The sequence below is a fragment of the Streptomyces sp. NPDC059452 genome (assembly GCF_042750035.1).
Taxonomy (GTDB): domain Bacteria; phylum Actinomycetota; class Actinomycetes; order Streptomycetales; family Streptomycetaceae; genus Streptomyces.
This window is the reverse complement of record NZ_JBHYVE010000039.1, coordinates 33,284-51,051: the sequence shown is the minus strand read 5'-3', so window position 1 is coordinate 51,051 and position 17,768 is coordinate 33,284. Positions and strand designations below refer to the sequence as shown.

18 protein-coding genes and 1 riboswitch are annotated in these 17,768 nt (G+C 72.3%); of the genes, 9 read left to right on the top strand and 9 right to left on the bottom strand.

The genetic code is table 11. The annotated features are described in order from the left end of the window. Positions 1 to 163: 163 nt before the first annotated feature. From ACFW9Z_RS33095 to ACFW9Z_RS33085, 3 genes are all read left to right on the top strand, one after another. A complete protein-coding gene (locus ACFW9Z_RS33095; RefSeq protein ID WP_384646711.1) occupies positions 164 to 1,561 on the top strand; it encodes an aspartate aminotransferase family protein in 1,398 nt (465 codons plus the stop codon). A 59-nt stretch (positions 1,562 to 1,620) separates the two neighbouring features. Beyond that, positions 1,621 to 2,229 carry a helix-turn-helix domain-containing protein gene (locus ACFW9Z_RS33090; protein ID WP_384646709.1) on the top strand — a complete coding sequence of 203 codons (609 nt, stop codon included), beginning with the start codon at positions 1,621 to 1,623 and terminating at the stop codon, positions 2,227 to 2,229. Positions 2,230 to 2,290: 61 nt separating this feature from the next. After that, positions 2,291 to 2,467 carry a DUF6126 family protein gene (locus ACFW9Z_RS33085; protein WP_384646707.1) on the top strand — a complete coding sequence of 59 codons (177 nt, stop codon included), beginning with the start codon at positions 2,291 to 2,293 and terminating at the stop codon, positions 2,465 to 2,467. Positions 2,468 to 2,483: 16 nt separating this feature from the next. On the opposite strand, the gene ACFW9Z_RS33080 is transcribed toward ACFW9Z_RS33085, so the two are convergent. After that, the gene (locus ACFW9Z_RS33080) at positions 2,484 to 3,296 is read right to left on the bottom strand and encodes a tyrosine-protein phosphatase (protein ID WP_384646705.1); all 813 of its coding nucleotides are present in this window, start codon (positions 3,294 to 3,296) and stop codon (positions 2,484 to 2,486) included. Positions 3,297 to 3,707: 411 nt separating this feature from the next. Then, positions 3,708 to 3,868, top strand: a riboswitch (cyclic di-AMP (ydaO/yuaA leader). A gap of 3 nt (positions 3,869 to 3,871) precedes the next feature. On the opposite strand from ACFW9Z_RS33080, the gene ACFW9Z_RS33075 reads away from it, so the two are divergent. Together ACFW9Z_RS33075 and ACFW9Z_RS33070 are read left to right on the top strand one after the other, a co-directional pair. Further along, a complete protein-coding gene (locus ACFW9Z_RS33075; protein WP_384646703.1) occupies positions 3,872 to 4,897 on the top strand; it encodes a peptidoglycan DD-metalloendopeptidase family protein in 1,026 nt (341 codons plus the stop codon). 194 nt (positions 4,898 to 5,091) lie between these two features. Then, positions 5,092 to 5,919 carry an SGNH/GDSL hydrolase family protein gene (locus tag ACFW9Z_RS33070; protein ID WP_384646701.1) on the top strand — a complete coding sequence of 276 codons (828 nt, stop codon included), beginning with the start codon at positions 5,092 to 5,094 and terminating at the stop codon, positions 5,917 to 5,919. A gap of 3 nt (positions 5,920 to 5,922) precedes the next feature. On the opposite strand, the gene ACFW9Z_RS33065 is transcribed toward ACFW9Z_RS33070, so the two are convergent. Genes ACFW9Z_RS33065 through ACFW9Z_RS33040 form a run of 6 tightly spaced genes read right to left on the bottom strand, consistent with a single transcriptional unit; the run spans position 5,923 to position 12,128 of the window. Continuing rightward, a complete protein-coding gene (locus ACFW9Z_RS33065; protein ID WP_384646699.1) occupies positions 5,923 to 6,846 on the bottom strand; it encodes an STM4011 family radical SAM protein in 924 nt (307 codons plus the stop codon). A gap of 7 nt (positions 6,847 to 6,853) precedes the next feature. Further along, positions 6,854 to 8,239, bottom strand: a complete 1,386-nt coding sequence (locus ACFW9Z_RS33060) for an STM4012 family radical SAM protein (protein WP_384646697.1) — start codon at positions 8,237 to 8,239, stop codon at positions 6,854 to 6,856. Then, positions 8,236 to 9,048 carry an STM4013/SEN3800 family hydrolase gene (locus ACFW9Z_RS33055; RefSeq protein ID WP_384646725.1) on the bottom strand — a complete coding sequence of 271 codons (813 nt, stop codon included), beginning with the start codon at positions 9,046 to 9,048 and terminating at the stop codon, positions 8,236 to 8,238. Before ACFW9Z_RS33055 ends, ACFW9Z_RS33060 begins: the two co-directional genes overlap by 4 nt. Positions 9,049 to 9,076: 28 nt before the next feature. After that, positions 9,077 to 10,234 carry an STM4014 family protein gene (locus tag ACFW9Z_RS33050; protein WP_384646694.1) on the bottom strand — a complete coding sequence of 386 codons (1,158 nt, stop codon included), beginning with the start codon at positions 10,232 to 10,234 and terminating at the stop codon, positions 9,077 to 9,079. Next, positions 10,215 to 11,162, bottom strand: coding sequence for an STM4015 family protein (locus ACFW9Z_RS33045; protein ID WP_384646692.1), 948 nt, complete (start codon positions 11,160 to 11,162; stop codon positions 10,215 to 10,217). The genes ACFW9Z_RS33050 and ACFW9Z_RS33045 overlap by 20 nt, the downstream gene beginning before the upstream one ends. A 6-nt stretch (positions 11,163 to 11,168) precedes the next feature. Beyond that, a complete protein-coding gene (locus tag ACFW9Z_RS33040; protein WP_384646690.1) occupies positions 11,169 to 12,128 on the bottom strand; it encodes an STM4015 family protein in 960 nt (319 codons plus the stop codon). 175 nt (positions 12,129 to 12,303) lie between these two features. Between ACFW9Z_RS33040 and ACFW9Z_RS33035 the strand changes: the two genes are divergently transcribed. Then, the gene (locus tag ACFW9Z_RS33035; RefSeq protein ID WP_311603243.1) at positions 12,304 to 12,630 is read left to right on the top strand and encodes a hypothetical protein; all 327 of its coding nucleotides are present in this window, start codon (positions 12,304 to 12,306) and stop codon (positions 12,628 to 12,630) included. A gap of 127 nt (positions 12,631 to 12,757) precedes the next feature. Beyond that, positions 12,758 to 13,759: a DUF6745 domain-containing protein gene (locus tag ACFW9Z_RS33030; RefSeq protein WP_384646687.1), complete on the top strand. Its 1,002-nt coding sequence runs from the start codon at positions 12,758 to 12,760 to the stop codon at positions 13,757 to 13,759. 95 nt (positions 13,760 to 13,854) lie between these two features. Here ACFW9Z_RS33030 and ACFW9Z_RS33025 read toward each other — a convergent pair whose 3' ends face one another. After that, the gene (locus tag ACFW9Z_RS33025; RefSeq protein WP_384646685.1) at positions 13,855 to 14,466 is read right to left on the bottom strand and encodes a TetR/AcrR family transcriptional regulator; all 612 of its coding nucleotides are present in this window, start codon (positions 14,464 to 14,466) and stop codon (positions 13,855 to 13,857) included. Between the two features lie 149 nt (positions 14,467 to 14,615). On the opposite strand from ACFW9Z_RS33025, the gene ACFW9Z_RS33020 reads away from it, so the two are divergent. Together ACFW9Z_RS33020 and ACFW9Z_RS33015 are read left to right on the top strand one after the other, a co-directional pair. Continuing rightward, on the top strand, positions 14,616 to 15,056 hold the full coding sequence (locus ACFW9Z_RS33020) for a PPOX class F420-dependent oxidoreductase (protein WP_384646684.1): 441 nt from the start codon (positions 14,616 to 14,618) through the stop codon (positions 15,054 to 15,056). Between the two features lie 99 nt (positions 15,057 to 15,155). Next, complete coding sequence (locus ACFW9Z_RS33015; protein ID WP_384646681.1) at positions 15,156 to 16,367, top strand: MBL fold metallo-hydrolase; 1,212 nt, start codon at positions 15,156 to 15,158, stop codon at positions 16,365 to 16,367. A 123-nt stretch (positions 16,368 to 16,490) separates the two neighbouring features. Here the strand turns inward: ACFW9Z_RS33015 and ACFW9Z_RS33010 are convergent, their stop codons facing one another. Continuing rightward, complete coding sequence (locus ACFW9Z_RS33010) at positions 16,491 to 17,606, bottom strand: helix-turn-helix domain-containing protein (RefSeq protein ID WP_384646679.1); 1,116 nt, start codon at positions 17,604 to 17,606, stop codon at positions 16,491 to 16,493. Between the last annotated feature and the right edge of the window lie 162 nt (positions 17,607 to 17,768).

The following is a 17,768-nucleotide window of genomic DNA, read 5'->3' as shown; positions in this document are numbered from 1 at the left end:
GGGCAACCGCTGACCCCTTGACGGCGCGGGGGCCGGTCGTCCCGGCCCCCCCGGCCCGGACGACAAACCGCCGCCTGCCGCGCTTCGGGCGCCGACGGCAGTTTGACGACAGGCCCTAGGAACGTACCGACGCGACGAGACGTACGAAGGGGAAGGGCGGGCGATGACGGACGGCGGGCCGAAGGGCTTCGACCTGGGACGGCTCCTCGCGGAGCGCAGGGGCGAGCGGTACGAGCTGCATGCGCGCCACCTCAACCACCAGCTGCCGCGCATGCTGCACACCATCGGCTTCGACAAGGTCTACGAGCGGGCCGAGGGCGCGTACTTCTGGGACGCGGAGGGCAACGACTACCTCGACATGCTCGCCGGGTTCGGCGTGATGGGCATCGGCCGGCACCACCCGGTCGTCCGCAAGGCCCTGCACGACGTGCTCGACGCCCAGCTCGCCGACCTCACCCGCTTCGACTGCCAGCCGCTGCCCGGGCTGCTCGCCGAGAAGCTGCTCGGCCACAGCCCGCACCTGGACCGCGTCTTCTTCGGGAACAGTGGTACGGAGGCGGTCGAGACGGCCCTGAAGTTCGCCCGGTACGCCACCGGGAAGCCCCGCGTCCTCTACTGCGACCACGCCTTCCACGGGCTGACCACCGGCTCCCTCTCCGTCAACGGCGAGAGCGGCTTCCGGGACGGCTTCGCCCCGCTGCTGCCCGACACCCCGATCGCGCTCGGCGACCTGGACGCGCTGCGCCGGGAGCTGAAGCGCGGGGATGTGGCGGCCCTGGTCGTCGAGCCGATCCAGGGCAAGGGCGTGCACGCCGCGCCACCGGGCTTCCTGCGCGAGGCACAGGAGCTGCTGCACCGGCACAAGGCCCTCCTGATCGCCGACGAGGTGCAGACCGGGCTCGGCAGGACCGGCGACTTCTACGCCTACCAGCACGAGGACGGCGTCGAGCCCGACCTCGTCTGCGTGGCCAAGGCGCTCTCCGGCGGCTACGTCCCGGTCGGCGCGACGCTCGGCAAGGACTGGATCTTCCGCAAGGTCTACTCCTCGATGGACCGGGTCCTCGTCCACTCCGCGAGCTTCGGCTCCAACGCCCAGGCCATGGCGGCGGGGCTCGCGGTGCTCACGGTCATGGAGGACGAGGAGACCGTCGCGAACGCCCGGCGGACCGGTGATCTGCTGCGGGAGCGGCTGACGGCGCTGGTGGACCGCTACGAGCTGCTGCACGAGGTGCGCGGGCGCGGGCTGATGATCGGCATCGAGTTCGGCCGCCCCTCCTCGCTGAAGCTCCGCAGCCGCTGGACCATGCTCCAGGCGGCCCGCAAGGGACTCTTCGCCCAGATGGTCGTGGTGCCGCTGCTCCAGAAGCACCGCATCCTCACCCAGGTCTCCGGCGACCACCTGGAAGTGATCAAGCTGATCCCGCCGCTGATCATCGGGGAGGCGGAGGTGGACCGCTTCGTGGCGGCGTTCACCGAGGTGATGGACGACGCGCACAGCGGCGGCGGCCTGATGTGGGACTTCGGCCGGACCCTGGTCAAGCAGGCCGTGGCCAACCGCTGAGTTTTTGCCTCCCGGGCAATTTATTTGCCCGGGAGGAAAGTTCCTGGCCCAATGGAGACATGAACCCTCCGGACGAAGAGGCGGCCGAGGAGATCCCCGGCGTCGCACCCCGACTGCGCGACCTGCGCCGAGGGCGCGGACTGACCCTGGAGACCGCCGCTCAGCGGGCCGGACTCTCCCCGGCCCACCTCTCCCGGCTGGAGACGGGCCGCAGACAGCCCTCGCTGCCCATGCTGCTCGGCCTCGCCCGTATCTACGGTACGACCGTCTCCGAGCTGCTCGGCGAGAAGCCGCCCGAGCGGGACGCGATCGTCCGGGGCGGCGCCTTCGAGGGCGCCGAGGCCGACGGCTGGATGTACCGGCGGGCAGGCAGTCCCGGCCGCGCCATGCAGGCGCTGCGGGTCCGTGTCCCGTACGGCGCCCAGGGCGATCTGGTCCGGGTGCACCCCGGTGAGGAGTGGCTGTACGTCCTCGGCGGGCGGCTGCGGGTCGCGCTGGGGGAGACCGTGCACGATCTGGACCCGGGCGACAGCGCCCACTTCGACTCGCTCACCCCGCACCGGATCGCGGCCCTGGACCGGAGCGGGGCGGAGCTGCTCTTCGTCCACTCCCTGCTCCAGAGCCCGGCGGCCGAGCTCTGCCTCGGCAACGCCCTCCATACGCGCTGACCCCTCCACCCGCGCTGACCCCTTCGCCCCATCGGCCGCGAGGCCGTCAGAGAGGACCGTCATGTCCGATTCCGAACACTATGACCCGCTGAGTCCGCGTCACCCCAAGGCCGCGAAGGACTCACAGGAACGCCGGATGCCGCGCGGTCTCGTGATCCGGCTCTTCGCCTACCTGGTGGTCGGCCACGTGATCGCGGCCTTCCTCTATCTGCTCTTCGTGGTGGCGGGCGCGGAGTGACCGCCCGGCCGATCCCTCAGCCCTGGTCGAGCAGTCGCAGGCGCAGCAGCTCCCGCGTCTCGGGGGAGACGTTCAGCCCCTGCGTCAGATAGCGGTCCGTCGTGCCCCAGGTCTCGTCGATGGCCGCGAACGCCGCCGCGAGGTACTCGGGCTGCGCGCCGAAGAGCGGGTTGAGGAGCTCCAGCACCTCGGGGGACATCCCGATCTCGGACATGTCCGTGCGCTTCACCTTGTACCGGCGGTGCGGATCGTTGGACTTGAGGTAGTCCGCCTCGATCGCCTCGCGCTCGACGCCGACCGCGAGCAGCGAGACCGCGATCGACAGCCCCGCCCGGTCCTTGCCCGCCGCGCAGTGCATCAGGGCGGGCACGCTGTCCTCCGCCAGGGCGTGCAGGACGCGGCTGTGCTCGGCGGTGCGGTCCACGATGGTCGACCGGTACATACGGATCATGCGCTCGGCGCCCTTGCCGTCCGCCAGGACCGAGCGGAGCTGCTCGATGTTCCCGTCGCGCACCAGCCGCCAGAACTCGGCGCCGTCGGCCGGGTCGGAGAGCGGAATGCTGACATTGCGGACACCGGCCAGCTCGATGTCGAACCCGTCGAGCCGGTGGTCGGCGGAGTTGCGGAAGTCGAAGACGGTGTGCAGCCCGAGCCCGCCGAGGAAGAGCGCGTCCTCGGCGGTGGCGTGCGCCAGGTGGCCGCTGCGGTAGAGCCGGCCGAAGGCGGTGCGCCGCCCGTCCCCGGTGGGCAGGCCGCCCACATCGCGGAAGTTGCGGACTCCGGTCAGTGCGGTCTCGGTCGGCGGGACCTGTGGCACCTGCTGCGTCACGGTAGCTCCTGGAATGTCTGGAATCGGCGCTGCTCTCCGGCGAGGGCGCTCCCGTGACGATACGACATCGATTCGTCAGGAAATCATCGGTCCACTGACGGGGTGTCAGGAGTGGCGCCGACGGCATGTCCGTATTGGTGCATTTCGCAGAACATGCCCCGCTAATGGGGGAGATGGGATTTCGTGGGTGAGCGGGATCATATCCGTGACGGACCGTGGCGGATGGGGCCCGGCGGTTTCCCGGTCTCCGTACGGAAAGCCAAGATCCGTAATCCACGGAGTGTGACGGGAAATCCGGAGCGGAATTGAATCGATGATTCCGGTAGGCAACCGACGGCTTGTTCCCGTCGTCCTCACTCGTTTACGGTCACCGTCAATCCGGACGGACCGCCTAATCCTGCCGCCGCCCGGAATTCGCACCCACCCACTCACGTGTGGCAGGAGCGGGGGAACCAGGTAAGCCGCCGGCCCGGAGAGATCCGGACCGGCTCGGGGTGAAGCCGCCGTCCGGCGGCCGGGCATCTCCAGCCCGAACCCGACAGCTCACCTCGCAGGCGCCGGAGAGGAACTTCCCCATGCCCGCAAAGGGTAAGCACCGTCGTACCAAGTCCGGCCCGATCCACCGCGGCGTCGTCGCCGCGGGCACCGGCGGCGCCGTACTCGCCCTCCCGCTGATCGGCGCCACCGGCGCGCACGCCGCGGAGAAGGCGGCCCCCGCCGTCAAGCCCGCGGCCGCCACGGCCGCCGCCGAGCAGAGCGCACCGCAGGCCGCGCCCGCCAAGGCGAAGACCGCCCCGAAGACGTACGCCGTCGTCTCCGGCGACTACCTGTCGAAGATCGCGGCCGAGCACCAGGTCAAGGGCGGCTGGCAGAAGCTGTACCAGGACAACCGCTCCACCGTCGGCGAGAACCCCAGCCTGATCTTCCCGGGCATGAAGCTCACCCTCGGCGCCAAGGCGTCCGGCTCCGCCGCTCCTTCGGAGGCCGACAAGGCCGCCCCGGCTCCCCGGGCCGCTGCCCCGAAGGCCGCGCCGAAGAAGGCCCAGCCGGCCACCCAGGCCGCGCCGAAGCAGGCCCCGAAGGCTGCTCCGAAGGCCGCTGCTCCGAAGGCGGACGTTCTCTCGGCCGACGAGTCGGACGCCGCCGCGCAGACCGGAACCTCCACGCAGACCGGCTCCTCCGAGTCCACCGGCTCCGGCTGGACCGCCCCGCTGGACAACGCCCAAGTCACCACCCAGTACCGCGCCTCCGGCGCCAGCTGGTCCAGCGGCTACCACACCGGCTCCGACTTCCGGGCCGCCTCCGGCACCCCGATCCGCGCCATCGGCCCGGGCACCGTGGTCTCGGCCGGCTGGAGCGGTTCGTACGGCAACGAGGTCGTCATCAAGCACGAGGACGGCATGTACTCCCAGTACGCCCACCAGTCCTCGCTGAGCGTCTCCGCCGGGCAGACCGTCACCGGCGGCCAGCAGATCGGCCTCTCCGGCTCCACCGGCAACTCCACCGGCCCGCACCTCCACTTCGAGGTCCGCACCGGCCCGGGCTACGGCTCCGACGTCGACCCGGTCGCCTACCTGCGGCAGCACGGCGTCTCCCTCTGACCCGGGGGCAGCCGTTCCGGACGGCGTGAAGTGATCGAGACGGCATGAAGTGATCGAGGGGCGGTGCGCGGCGGCGCACCGCCCCTCCACTTATTCCGCCTTTACCCAAATCTGACCGGGTGGTCTATCTCACCACCCGTCAACCCCGTATTACGGTCGCGTAGGTCACATTGAACGGTGCAGGATATGGCCTTGTGGCAGACGATTCGAGAACCCAGCAGCAGAACATCATCGGGTCGTACGCGGCGATCGGGGACAGTTTCACGGAGGGCGTCGGAGATCCCGGCCCCGACGGCACCTTCGTCGGCTGGGCGGACCGCTTCGCGGTTCTCCTCGCCGACCGGCTCCCGGCCCCCGACGCGGCGACCGACCCGGACGGAACCCGGCACGGGAATTTCCGTTACGCCAATCTCGCCGTACGCGGACGCCTCCTCGACCAGATCGTCGAGGAGCAGATCCCCCGCGCCAAGGAACTGGCCCCCGACCTGGTCAGCTTCTGCGCGGGCGGCAACGACATCATCCGGCCCGGCGCCGACCCCGACGACCTGGCCGAGCGCTTCGAACGGGCCGTCGCGGAGCTGACCGGCGCGGTCGGCACGGTCATGGTCACCACCGGGTTCGACACCCGGGGCGTTCCGGTGCTGCGCCACATGCGCGGCAAGATCGCCACGTACAACGTCCATCTGCGGGCCATCGCCGACCGCTACCACTGCCCCGTGCTCGACCTGTGGTCGCTGCGCTCGGTCCAGGACCGGCGCGCGTGGGACGCCGACCGGCTCCACCTCTCGCCCGAGGGCCACACCCGGGTCGCGCTGCGCGCCGCCCAGGTCCTCGGCCACGAGGTGCCGGCCGACCCGGACCAGCCCTGGCCGCCGCAGGCCCAGCGCAGCCCCTTCGACGAGCGGCGCGACAACATCCAGTGGGCGCGGGAGTACCTCGTGCCGTGGATCGGCCGGCGGTTGCGCGGCGAATCGTCCGGCGACCACGTCGAGGCGAAGCGGCCGGACCTGCTGCCGCTGTAGACCTCAGGGGCCGAGCAGGGGGAGCGTACGCCGGGACGGGCCCGGACCCGGGGCCATGGGCCCGTCCGGCGCCGGGCCCGCGCCCGGCCCCGCCGGTATCCGCTCCAGGACGCCGCCCGCGAACACGTCGTACAGCGGCAGCGTCTCCAGGTGCACATAGCCGATGTGGCAGTCGCACACGGCGAGCGGACAGGCCCGGGGGCCGAGCGCCCGGCGGTAGCTGCCGTCGTAGAGGTTGCCCAGCTCGGCCCTGACGAAGTGACAGCGCCGCACCGTGCCGTCCCCGTCCACCGAGATCACCGACTCGCCCGTCCGGCAGGGCAGCCCGGCCGAGCGGTGCGGATGCCTGCTGTACGGGAAGAGCGGGTCCAGCTCCGTCCAGCGGGCCGCCTCCTCGTCGGTGTACGTCCGCCCCTCGGCGGCGTTCACCCAGAGGTAGACCTCGGCGGGCAGCGCCGCCCGCAGCCGCCGCGCCTCGCCGAGATGGGCCTCGAACCCCACCACGCCCACGCTGTAACGGATGCCCTGCCGAGACAGCTCCCGGCACTTGCCGAGGAACCGCTCGTACGGTGTCTGCCCCGGGTGGTACGTGCACCAGAGCGCGATCCGCTCCGGATCGGCGTCCGCCAGCCAGGCGGTGCGGCCGCTCAGGTTCGTCTGGATGGCGACCCGGCCGATGTGCGGGAGCTGCGACAGCTCGGTCAGCGCCCGCCGGTACCAGGACCGCACCAGCCCCTCGCCCCAGGGGGTGAACAGCACGGAGAGCCGGTCACCGGTCTGCGCCGCCGCCCACGCGGTGAACCGCTCCAGCGCCTCCCGGTCGGAGGTCAACTGCGCCCGGCTGTCCCGCCGCTTGGCGAACGGGCAGTACGGGCAGTCGTAGTCGCACGAGGCCAGCGGGCCCCGGTAGAGGATGGTCAGGTCCACGGCGGGCTCACTTCCGCTCGTACGCGGCCATCGCGGCCCGCACCCCGGGGGAGAACAGCGCGGGCCCCAGCGCGTCCGAGTGGGCCAGGCCCGGCGGGGAGAGCCGCAGCAGCCCCTCCGGGGCCCGTGTGTCCAGCCAGCCCAGGGCGGCGAACCGCTCCAGCTCGGCGGGGAAGTCCTCGCGGGGGTCCGTGCCGAAGCGGGCGCGGTAGTCGTCCACGGGCAGCCCCGCCGCCTGGAGGAGGGACTGGAGGAGATGGCGCCTGCGGGCCTCGGCCGTGTCGACGTACCGCCCGACCTGGGCCCGGGAGAAGTCCTCGGTGGCGGTGAAGTCGTCGATGATGTTCCGGATCTCCCGCATGTCGACCGCGTAGTCGAAGGAGTAGTGCAGGGCGGACGTGTAGGAGCGGGCCCCGCAGCCCAGGCCGATCATGCCGTCGGTCTGGCAGGCGTAGTCCTCGGGGCCCTCCTGGGGTGCGTCGGCCCGCCGGAACATCCGCATGGACACCTGTTCGTAGCCGCGCGCCAGCAGATGGTCCCGGCCCACCGCGTAGAGCCGCAGCCGCTGCTCGTCCCAGGCCGCCTGCTCGCGGGCCTCCGCCTCCGGACCGGCCTTGCCACCCAGCCGGTGCAGTCCGGTCAGCGGGCGGACGTAGAGCGGGTAGAGATACAGCTCCTCGGGCTCCCAGGCCAGCGCGGCGTTGAGCGAGGTGAGCCAGGTGCGCTCGGTCTGGCCGTCGATGCCGTAGATCAGGTCGATGTTCAGCACAGGTATCCGGGCGTCCCGGATCCGGCCGAGGGCACCCTCCACCTCGGCCCGGCGCTGCGGGCGTACGGCGGCCCGTGCCTCCTCGTCCACGAAGCTCTGCACACCGATGCTGATCCGGGTCGTGCCCCGGTCCGCCAGCACCGCCAGCCGGTCGGCGGTCGCGGTGGACGGGGAGGTCTCCACCGACAGCGGCACCGCGAGCAGGTCGGCGCCCATCCGCTTCTCCGCTATGCCGCAGAGCCGCTCCAGCTCGCCCGCCGTCAGGAAGGTGGGCGTTCCGCCGCCGAAGGCCGCCGCCGCGAACCGTACCGGCTCGTCGTCGCCGAGCGCGTCCCGTACGGCCACGGCCTGCCGGTCCAGGGCGTCGAGATAGCGGGTCGTCAGCTCCTCGGGCGCCCCGATCCGGGTGAACAGGTTGCAGAAGCCGCAGCGGACCTCGCAGAACGGTATGTGCAGGTAGAGCGAGAGGGCGTTCCTGGGCTCGGCCGCCCACAGTTCGCGCAGCGGGGGTGGGGCAGGGAGCGGACGGTAGGCCGTCTTGTGCGGATAGGCGTAGACGTAGCTCTCGTACGGCCGGACGGCGGGCGGGGCGGGAGCGCTGTTGCTGGTGGTGGCGGTGGTCATCGGGCGGCCCCCGGTTCGAGGAAGAAGTGGGCGTACGGCACGGTCCAGACGGCTTCGTGGCCGAGCCGGTGACCGGTGTAGCCGTCGTCGCCGTAGGCGGTGCCGTGGTCGGAGCAGACGACGGCGAAGCAGCGGCGGCGGCTGCTCGCGGCGGCGAAGAGGCGGCCGATGTGCCGGTCGACGTACTCCAGGGCGGCCGCGTGGGTGGCCCGGGAGTCGCCCGCCTCGCGGGTTGCGCCCGGGGTGTGGAACCAGTTCGGCTGGTGCAGTGCGGACACATTGACGAAGAGGAAGAGCCGCTGCTCCTGCGGGAGCTCTGCCACGACCTTCTCGGCCCGGGTCACCTGCGCCTCGAACGAGGTCGGTGACGCGACGCCGAACTCCGGCTCCCAGTGGCTCTCCTGGAACATCCCGGGCAGCACCGACCCCAGCGGCCCCTGCCGGTTGAAGAAGCCGACGCCGCCGATACACACCGTGCGGTACCCCTCGGCGGCCAGACCCGACACCAGGTCCGGGGTGTCGAAGACGAACGTGCCGTCCGCCGTCGTCTCACTGCCCGCGAACCGGGCCGCGAACAGCCTCGGATGCGGGCCGGGGGCGGCGGGCGTCGGCAGGAACCCGGCGAACATCGCCTGGTGCGAGGCATAGGTGAAGCTGCCCGGCGCGTGCCGCTTCTCCCATGCGCCGCCGGGCAGATGGGCGGCCAGGTGAGGGATGCGCCCGGCGGCGGCCAGCTCGACGGCGACGTCGTGGCGCAGGGTGTCCAGGGTGACCAGCAGCAGGTCATGGCTGCCCACGACCTCGGTCATATCGGGTCGGCCCGAGGCGGTGGCGGGGTCAGGGAGATGTGACGGCATGGTCGTTCCTCGTTCGGTCCAGTACGGCGGCGACCTGCGCCGCATAGGTGTCCAGCCCCTCGGCACCACTGCCCGGCAGACCGGTCAGCCCGGGCAGCAGATCGCCGAAGGCGTTGACCTCGCCGACGGCGAAGCGCCGCCAGCCGGCCCCGGGCAGCAGATCGACGCCCACACAGAGCGTCCCGGGGAAGCAGGCGGCGGCCCGCTCGCAGATCGCCAGCGCCTCGCGCCAGGAACCGCCCACCGCCGACACGGCGGCCCGGACCTCGTCGAGATCGCCGCGGGCGCCCCCGAGATGGAGGTTGGTCATGGGGGAGAGGCTGGTGCGGACGACGGCGTGAGTCGCCCGGCCGCCGACCACCACGATCCGCAGATCGGCGGCCCGCCCCCGCTGGGAGGCCTTCGGCAGCCAGCGCTCGATGTGCAGCCCGTCCGGGGCGAGCGCGTCCACGAGGGCGCCCACCTCCTGCTCCGTGGTGTACCGGCGGACCCGGAGCGAGTTGAACAGTCGCCCCTCGGCGTCCCGCTCCACCGACGTGCTCGCCCGGACCCGGCCGGGACCTGCCGTCTCCACGGCCAGCACCCCCGAGGCGGAGGAGCCGTGGGCGAGCTTCACGAACGCCCGGGGCATCCGGTGCTCCGCCATCAGCGCCCGTACGTCCGACCAGCCCCGCACCTCGGCCGCGCGGGGCCCGGACGTGGGCGAGGCGGGCACCGGGACCCCCGCACCCGCCAGGAGGGCATGGCAGAGCCGCTTGTCGAAGAGCGCGGCGAGGTCACCGGGGGAGGCGAGCAGCTCGGCACCGGCCGCCGAGGCCGCCCGTGCCACCTCGCCCACCGCCGCGAGGAACCCGGCGTACCACCGCGCCGAACCCTCCACCCGGGTCGGGTCGTCGACCCCGCGCAGCAGCCGCTCCACCTCCGCGTCCTCACCGGGCGAGTCGATCCGTACGGTCTCGCCCGGCCCGAACACCGCCTCGCCGCCCAGCACCTGGAGCCAGGACACCACCCGGACCGGGGGCAGTCCGGCGGCGCGCACGGCCTCCCGGAAGAAGGCGACCCGGCGGTTCTCCGGATTGCCCACGACCACGAAGCGCGGGGCCGCCCCGCCTGCGCGGCTATTCGCTGACGGCGACATAGCGCTCCGGTTCCTCGTCCGGGTCCCCGTCGTCCTCCTCGGCCTCGCCGCCCTCGACCACGGCCGGGGCACACGCGGCCCTGATCCGGTCCAGCACCGGGCCGGTGAGGAAGTGATGGCGCAGGTCGAGCGTGGCCAGATGGTTCAGCGGCTGCCCGTTGAGCAGCGCCTCGCCGCCCGTGTCGCTGAGGGTGCCCATGGAGAGCGCGAGGGTCTCCAGCTGGGCGACGACGGGCGCGGCCGCCACGGCCGCCGCGATCTCGTCCTGGAGCTCGCTGTTCTGGAGGCCCAGATGGCGCAGCCGGGGGAACGCGCCGCCCGACAGGACCGGCCGGATGTCGTCGACCGTGGCGTCGGCGCCGTACCAGGAACTGCCGAACCACAGGTCCAGCCGCTCCAGCGCGGGCAGTTCGCTCGCGGCGACCGCCCGTACCAGACCGCCGGGCAGGCCACCGGACTCGAAGCGCAGCGACTTCAGCGCCGTATGACGGATCGGCCGCAGCACCAGCCCTTCCTGGCCGCAGCCGCGTACGGTGAACTCCTCCAGCGACGGAAACGCCTCCAGCACCGCCGTGATGTCGCACATGCGCAGCCACGACACCTCGCACTCCTCGCCCACCACATCGGCGAGGAAGAGCCCCCGCAGGGCCGGGAAGCGGTCCGCGTGGGCGACGATCAGGTCCCGCACCGGGGCGAACGGGGTGTAGTCCTCACGCCACCAGGGGCCGATGAGGAGCGCGCGGACCCGCGTGGTGTCCACGGTGTCCAGGAACTGCTGCCACAGGACGGCGAAGTCCGTCTGCTCGTCGTAGTCGCACTCCAGCCGCCAGGCCACCGCGTCGGCGGCGGGCAGGGGCACGGACGGCGCCGGTGTGTGGACCGGCAGACCGTGGAAGCGCTCAGGGTGCTGAATGTCGATGTACGTCATGACACCTCACTCCGAGACGGCGGTGTAGCGGCCCTCGACGCCGCGGCCGCCCCACGGCTCGTTTCGCTGGGACAGGTCGACGCGCACCCCGTACGGCTCCAGGGCCGAGCGGACCCGCTGCTCCATCGCCTCGGTGAGGAAGTGGTGGTGGAGATCGAGCACGTCGAGATGGGTGAGCGGCTGCCCCTCCAGGAGCGCGGCCGCACCCTCGTCGCCCAGCGTCCCGTTCGACAGGTCGAGCGTCCTGAGCCGGGCGACGACCGGCGCCGACGCGAGGGCCGCCGCGATCTCGTTCGCCACCTCGCTGTTGCGCAGTCCCAGGTGGTGCAGGCGGGGGAACCGGGTGCCCGAGAGCAGTGGCGCGAGGTCCGCCACCTCGGTGTCGCCCTCGTAGGCCGACACACCGAGCCAGAGATCCAGCCGCTCCAGGGAGGGCAGTTCGCTGTCCAGCACCCCCCGGACCACCCCGACGGGCAGACCGCCCGCCTGGACGGTCAGCGCCCGCAGCCGCTCGTGTTTCGTCGGCGGGAACACCAGACCGGTGCCGCCCCGCGCCCCGAACTCGGTCAGCGCGGGGAAGGCGGCCAGCAGCGCCGTGACATCGGACTGCTCGATCCAGGTGATCTCGGCCTGTTCCGCCTCCAGATCCCCGACGAACACCGCCTCCAGCGAGGTCAGCCGGTCGGCGGCGGCGATCACCAGGCCGATCGGGACGGCGGAGTCCTCCTCGTACGCCTCGCCCCACTGGCCGATGATCAGGGCCCTGACCCCGGCCGGGTCGACCGCGTCCAGGAAGGCGGCGAACTCCTCCGCCCAGGGCCGGTCCCGGCCCTCGTCGCCGTACGGATCGACGGAGACGCGCCAGGCCACGGCGTCGGCGGCGGGCCGGGCGGCCGGGTCGTCCGTGTGTTGGTAGTCGACGGCGGGAAGGCCGCCGAACTCGTGCAGATGCTGCGCACCGTACATGGCCCTGAGCTCCTGATCCTGGGGACGGCTGATGTCCGCAAGGTTTATCAAGCCGCACTGACAACGCGGTGACCGGGACCGCTCCGGGCCGCCGTGAGGGCCCGTTGTCAGACCCTGCCCGTAGCGTTTTTCCCGTGGACGGCAAAGCGGGTGCCGTGACCGAGGGGAGACGTCTGTGTACCGGCAGGGCGATGTACTGATCATGGCGCTGGAGGAGTCGGCCGTGCCCGCCCCCTTCCTCAAGGCTCCGGGCGAACTGCGCGACGGGCGGGGGCGGCTGGTGCTCGCGCTGGGGGAGGTCACCGGACACGCGCACGCCGTGCAGGGACCCGGCCGGCTGATCCGGGAGGCGGGCCCCTTCGGCCCGATGCTGCTCCATCTCCCGGAGGGCGGGCGGGTGGTGCACGAGGAGCACGCCACGATTCCGCTGCCGCAGGGCTGGTTCCGGGTGGTGCGTCAGCGGGAGTACGCGCCCGGCGCGATCCGCATCGTCGCTGACTGACCTCCCGTACGGACTCCGGCAACGGGCCGAGCACGACGACAGGCACGACGACTGAGCACGACGACAGAGCACGACAACCAAGCACCACAAGCAATCAGGAACACAGGAACAGGGGACGGGACAACCGATGCAGCACGTGAATTCCTGGCGGGACGTGGCGGCGGCGACCGGAGCGGCGGACCGGGCGGCCGCCGAGGAGGGCGTGCGGCGCGCCTACCGCACCGCCGGACTGGCCGAGCCCGAGCGGATCGTCTGGGCCCCCTCGCCCCGGGCGGCCGTCGAGATCGTGGAGAAGCTGGCCGACGCCGGACGGTCGGTGCGCGAGGAGGTCCGCACCCGGCCGTGGGCCGAGGAGCGCCGCCGGATGTACGACGAGCTGGGCCCGGCGGGCTGGTCCGCCCTCTGGTCCGCCACCGGGGCCCAGCTCTGGGAGACCACGGCCGCGCTCGCCGAGCGCATCCGGTCCGGTGTCGTCGCCGACCTGGCACCGCGGCCCGAGGACGAGGGGGCCGTGCGGCTGGTGCTGCTCGACGCGGTGCTCGGGCAGCACGACGCGGCCTGGCTCGCAGCCTTCGACGGGCGCGGCGACCGGCTCACCGGCCTGGCCGAGGTCGCCCGGAACGCCGGCTGGTGGTGGCCGTACGAGAGGGCCGTGGTGATCAGTGAGCGGCCCGGGGTCCTGCACCGCGACGAGGCGGGGAGGCTCGACCACGGAGAGGGGCCGGCGCTCGCCTACGGGGACGGGTTCGCCCTGTACGCGTGGCGCGGCATGCCGGTGCCCGCCGCGTTCCTGGCGGAGCTGGCCGTCCTGACCCCGCGGCGCATACGGGAGGAGGAGAACGCGGAGCTGCGCCGCGTGATGCTGGAGTACTACGGCTACGACCGCTACCTCACGGAGTCGGGGGCCCAGCCCGTCCACCGCGACGAGACGGGCATCCTCTGGCGCATCGCGCTCGACGGGGACGAGGACGTGGTGATGGTCGAGGTGGTCAACTCCACCCCGGAGCCGGACGGCACGCACCGCACGTACTGGCTGCGCGTACCGCCCGCGACGCGGACCGCCAAGGACGGGGTCGCCTGGACGTTCGGCCTGGACGGCACCGCCTACGCCCCGGTGCGCCAGACCTGACCCGAAAGCCGACAGCCGAAAGCAGACAGCTGACAGCCGTCGGCCCGCTGTCCGCTCAGCCGGTCGGCCGCTCAGCCCGTTCGCCGGTCGGCGGCTCAGCCGGTCAGCGCGGTGGGGTCGATGCCCAGCTCGCGGGCGAGGGCCTCGTCGGTCCAGCGCAGCATCGTGGACCGGGAGAGCGGACCCGCGTACGAGGTCATCTGTACGGCGAGACCGTCCAGCAGGGCGGTCAGCCGCCAGGCCGCCGCCACCGGGTCCTCGCACCGGAACTCACCGGCCGCGGCGCCCTCCTCGATGACCTTGGCCAGCTCCGCCTTCCACCGCTGGTCGAGGTCGCCCGCGACCTCGCGCAGGGCGGGCTCCCGCAGGGACGCCGCCCACCCCTCGATCCACAGCCGCCACCCCTTGGCCTGCCCGGTCGGCGCGTACCACCGCACGGCGGACCGCAACCGCCGCACGGCGGTGGTACGGCGGGCCAGCAGCTTGCGCAGATGGGCGAGGTCGGCCTCGGCCGCGTACGCGAAGGCCGCCGCCACCAGCCTCTCCTTGGTCGAGAAGTGGTAGAGGACCAGCGCATTGCTCACCCCCAGCGCGGACGCCACATCGGCGATCCGCACGGAGGACGCCCCGCGGATCTCGATCTGTTCGACCGTCGCCCGCAACAGCTCCTCACGCCGCTCCGCCACGTTCAACCGGACTCTAGCCACGCGACCACCCTAGTCAATGCTCCGGTCACTGCCGGTCACCGGAGCGCCTGCCGTCACCAGTGCGACGCGATGGGGGCTCCCGGATGTGACGGTCCCGAGGAGGCTGCCGGGCCCGGAATCCTGGGGGCGGCAACCACGTTGGACCCTGCATGACGTCATTCGAACCGGCACAGGAAGCGCTCCTCCGCCTTGTGGGCGAGTACGACGGGGGAGTGCTGGTCACCCAGAAGCGGGACGGGCGGCCCCAGCTGTCCAACGTCAACCACTCCTACTACCCCGACGAGCAGGTGATCCGGGTGTCGATCACCGAGGGCCGGGCCAAGACCCGCAACCTGCGGCGGGACCCCCGCGCGAGCTACCACGTCACGAGCGAGGACCGCTGGGCCTGGACCGTCGTGGACGGCACCGCCGAGCTGACCCCGCCCGCCGCCGAGCGGGACGATGCCACGGTGGAGGCCCTGATCACGCTCTACCGCGACGTGAAGGGCGAGCACCCGGACTGGGAGGACTACCGGCGGGCCATGGTGGAGGACGGCAGGGTCCTGCTCACGCTGCACATCGAGCACGTCTACGGGCAGCCGCGTGGCTGAGCCGCCCCACCGGACCCGCTGCTCCGTTCACCGCGATCCTCTCGCCCTGTCGGACAGTCCGACGATAATGGGACGACACCGACTCCCCCAGGAGATGTTGTGACCGGCGCCGACTACTTTGTCCCCTTCCGTACGAAACTGCGTTCGATGCGCTCCGAGCCCTTCGGGGCCGATCCGGCGGGAGCACGGATGCAGCGCATCCTCAGCTCGCCGAACTTCGCCGACGGGGTGTTCCAGAATCCGCTGGGTGCCCGGACCAGGCCGTCCGGTTCCACGCTGGAGTTCGCGAAGGTCTACTTCCAGAAGGAGCAGCGGGTCCGCAGGGCGCCGGCGGGCACTGTGCCGGTCCATGCCACCACCCTCGCCGATCTGGCCGCACCGCCCGCCACCGGGCTCCGGCTGACCTGGATGGGCCACTCCAGCGTCCTCGCCGAGATCGACGGCCGCCGGGTGCTGTTCGACCCGGTCTGGGGCGAGCGGTGCTCCCCGTTCCCGTTCGTCGGGCCCAAGCGGCTGCACCCGGTGCCCGTGCCGCTCACGACGCTCGGCCCCGTCGACGTGGTGGTGATCTCCCACGACCACTACGACCACCTCGACCTGCCGACGATCCGCGCCCTGGCGGGCACGGACACCGTCTTCGCCGTGCCGCTCGGTGTCGGCGCCCATCTGGAGCGCTGGGGAGTGGCCCCCGACCGGCTGCGCGAGCTCGACTGGAACGAGACGGCGAAGGTCAACGGGATCAGCCTCACCGCCACCCCCGCGCGCCACTTCTGCGGCCGGGGCCTGCGCAACAACCAGCACACCCTGTGGGCCTCCTGGGCCGTCACCGGCCCCGAGCACCGGATCTACCACAGCGGGGACACCGGCTACTTCCCCGGCTTCCAGGACATCGGGGCCGAGCACGGCCCCTTCGACGCCACGATGATCCAGATCGGCGCCTACTCGGAGTACTGGCCGGACATCCACATGACCCCCGCCGAGGGGATGCGCGCCCACCTGGACCTCCAGGGCGGCCGCCCGCACGGGGTGATGCTGCCGATCCACTGGGGCACCTTCAACCTCGCCCCGCACGCCTGGGCCGAGCCCGGCGAGTGGACGAAGGACGCCGCCGAGGAGGCCGAGCAGGCGGCGGCGTTCCCCCGGCCGGGCGAACCCTTCGAGCCTGCCGGAACGCTTCCGGTGGAGCCCTGGTGGCGGGCGGTCTCCGCGCCGATGGCGGCCCCGCAGTGGCGTACCACCGCCACACCGGACGCGGTTCCGGGCGGCGAACCGGTCGTGCGGCGGGACCTCGATGTGGCGGGCGAGCGGTGACGGCGGGGGAGCGGTGAACTGCGGGAGAAGCCCGGGGAGGGGGGGCGGGGGGGGCCCCCCCCCCCCGGGCCGGTGAGGCTCTGACCTGGCCCGGCCAGTGCCTGCCGACCGGCAGGGAGATCCTCAGCCGCTCTCCGTCGGCGCGGGCCTGCGGGCCGGTTCGCGTTCGTCCGTGAGTGCGGGCGGCATGGGCGAGGGCCCGCCCGCCGAGGTGCAGGTCTCCTTCCCCTGGATCACCCCGCAGGCCCGCGCGGAGGCCGGGTAGGGCGCTTCGACCATGGGGGAGTAGGTGTCGTTCTCGTACGTCACCGAGCGCTCGTTGCTGACCCCCCGGGAGCCCACGACCCGTGCCGTGTCATCGACATGGGCATCGGTGATCCGCGCCCAGGCGGCCCGGCAGCGCGGGCTGTAGCGCAGTTCGATGTAGGTGCGGCCCGACCAGGTCGCGGCGGACGTCCAGGCCCCGATGTGGCACCCCATCCGCTGCGAGTCCTTGTCCCGGCATTCGAACTCCAGACAGAGGGGATCGCCCTGTGCCTTCTCCCGGTTCTGGCCCTCGGCGTCACTGCCGCCGAATATCCAGCCCCCGATCAGGATTCCGGCCGCCAGCGCCGTGCAGGCGGAGGCCGCGGAGACGAGCGTCATTCTCGTCCGGGACGGCTGGGGCGCGCTGTCCGGCGCCCCCGTCCTCACCGGACCGCCGGGCGTCGTCCCCGTAACCTCTCCCGGTGCCTCACCGTCCCCCGAGGCCCCCTGACTTGTCGACATGTCGGCCCCCGCGGAGGCTTCCCCCTCGTCCGGCGCCGATCCGTCGTGCCCCTGGCCGCCATGCCTCTGGCCGCCATGCTCCTGGCAGTCGAGCGCCTGGCTGCCGCCCGGCTGACCGTCGTTGGCCTGGCTGTCGCGACTCGGACCGTCGCGCCCCGGGCCGTTGTGGTGGGCGGTCCCGCCGGGCTCCATCGGTTCGCGGTGGAGCAGGGTGTTCCGGAAACCGGGTCTCCGATGCTCCTGCTCCTCCTCGCGCCGTCTCAGGAGCGGGGTCGCCGGGACGCCGACGGCTGCCGCGAACTCGGTGATCGCCGTTCTCGGCGGCAGCGCCTTGCCGTTGAGGTAGCGCTCCCAGGAGGACCGGCTGTAGGAGGTGCGCTTGGCCAGTGCACTGAGGGTCAGGCCACGGCGCGTACGCAGTAAACGCAACTGCGCTGCCAGGGAACCGTGGTCACCATGCAATTCATCCATATCATGTCTGTCTGTCATGAATTGGGCTTCCTTGCGCTCAGAACTGTGCAGGGCAGAGCCCCATTCTGTCCCGGAGTGCCTCCGGTCCTGCAACAGGCGAGGGTGTGGGGCCGGGCACGTTGTGCGGGGGAGCCGGACACGAGCGGGCCGGCACCCCGGATA

What these genes read in the sequence shown, in the direction of transcription:
- ACFW9Z_RS33090 (WP_384646709.1), top strand. Translation starts at nt 1,621, where the DNA reads ATGAACCCTCCGGACGAAGAGGCGGCCGAGGAGATCCCCGGCGTCGCA.
- ACFW9Z_RS33095 (WP_384646711.1), top strand. Translation starts at nt 164, where the DNA reads ATGACGGACGGCGGGCCGAAGGGCTTCGACCTGGGACGGCTCCTCGCG.
- ACFW9Z_RS33020 (WP_384646684.1), top strand. Translation starts at nt 14,616, where the DNA reads ATGACGTCATTCGAACCGGCACAGGAAGCGCTCCTCCGCCTTGTGGGC.
- ACFW9Z_RS33045 (WP_384646692.1), bottom strand. Translation starts at nt 11,162, where the DNA reads ATGACGTACATCGACATTCAGCACCCTGAGCGCTTCCACGGTCTGCCG.
- ACFW9Z_RS33075 (WP_384646703.1), top strand. Translation starts at nt 3,872, where the DNA reads ATGCCCGCAAAGGGTAAGCACCGTCGTACCAAGTCCGGCCCGATCCAC.
- ACFW9Z_RS33040 (WP_384646690.1), bottom strand. Translation starts at nt 12,128, where the DNA reads ATGTACGGTGCGCAGCATCTGCACGAGTTCGGCGGCCTTCCCGCCGTC.
- ACFW9Z_RS33085 (WP_384646707.1), top strand. Translation starts at nt 2,291, where the DNA reads ATGTCCGATTCCGAACACTATGACCCGCTGAGTCCGCGTCACCCCAAG.
- ACFW9Z_RS33010 (WP_384646679.1), bottom strand. Translation starts at nt 17,606, where the DNA reads ATGGATGAATTGCATGGTGACCACGGTTCCCTGGCAGCGCAGTTGCGT.
- ACFW9Z_RS33060 (WP_384646697.1), bottom strand. Translation starts at nt 8,239, where the DNA reads ATGACCACCGCCACCACCAGCAACAGCGCTCCCGCCCCGCCCGCCGTC.
- ACFW9Z_RS33055 (WP_384646725.1), bottom strand. Translation starts at nt 9,048, where the DNA reads ATGACCGAGGTCGTGGGCAGCCATGACCTGCTGCTGGTCACCCTGGAC.
- ACFW9Z_RS33030 (WP_384646687.1), top strand. Translation starts at nt 12,758, where the DNA reads ATGCAGCACGTGAATTCCTGGCGGGACGTGGCGGCGGCGACCGGAGCG.
- ACFW9Z_RS33050 (WP_384646694.1), bottom strand. Translation starts at nt 10,234, where the DNA reads ATGTCGCCGTCAGCGAATAGCCGCGCAGGCGGGGCGGCCCCGCGCTTC.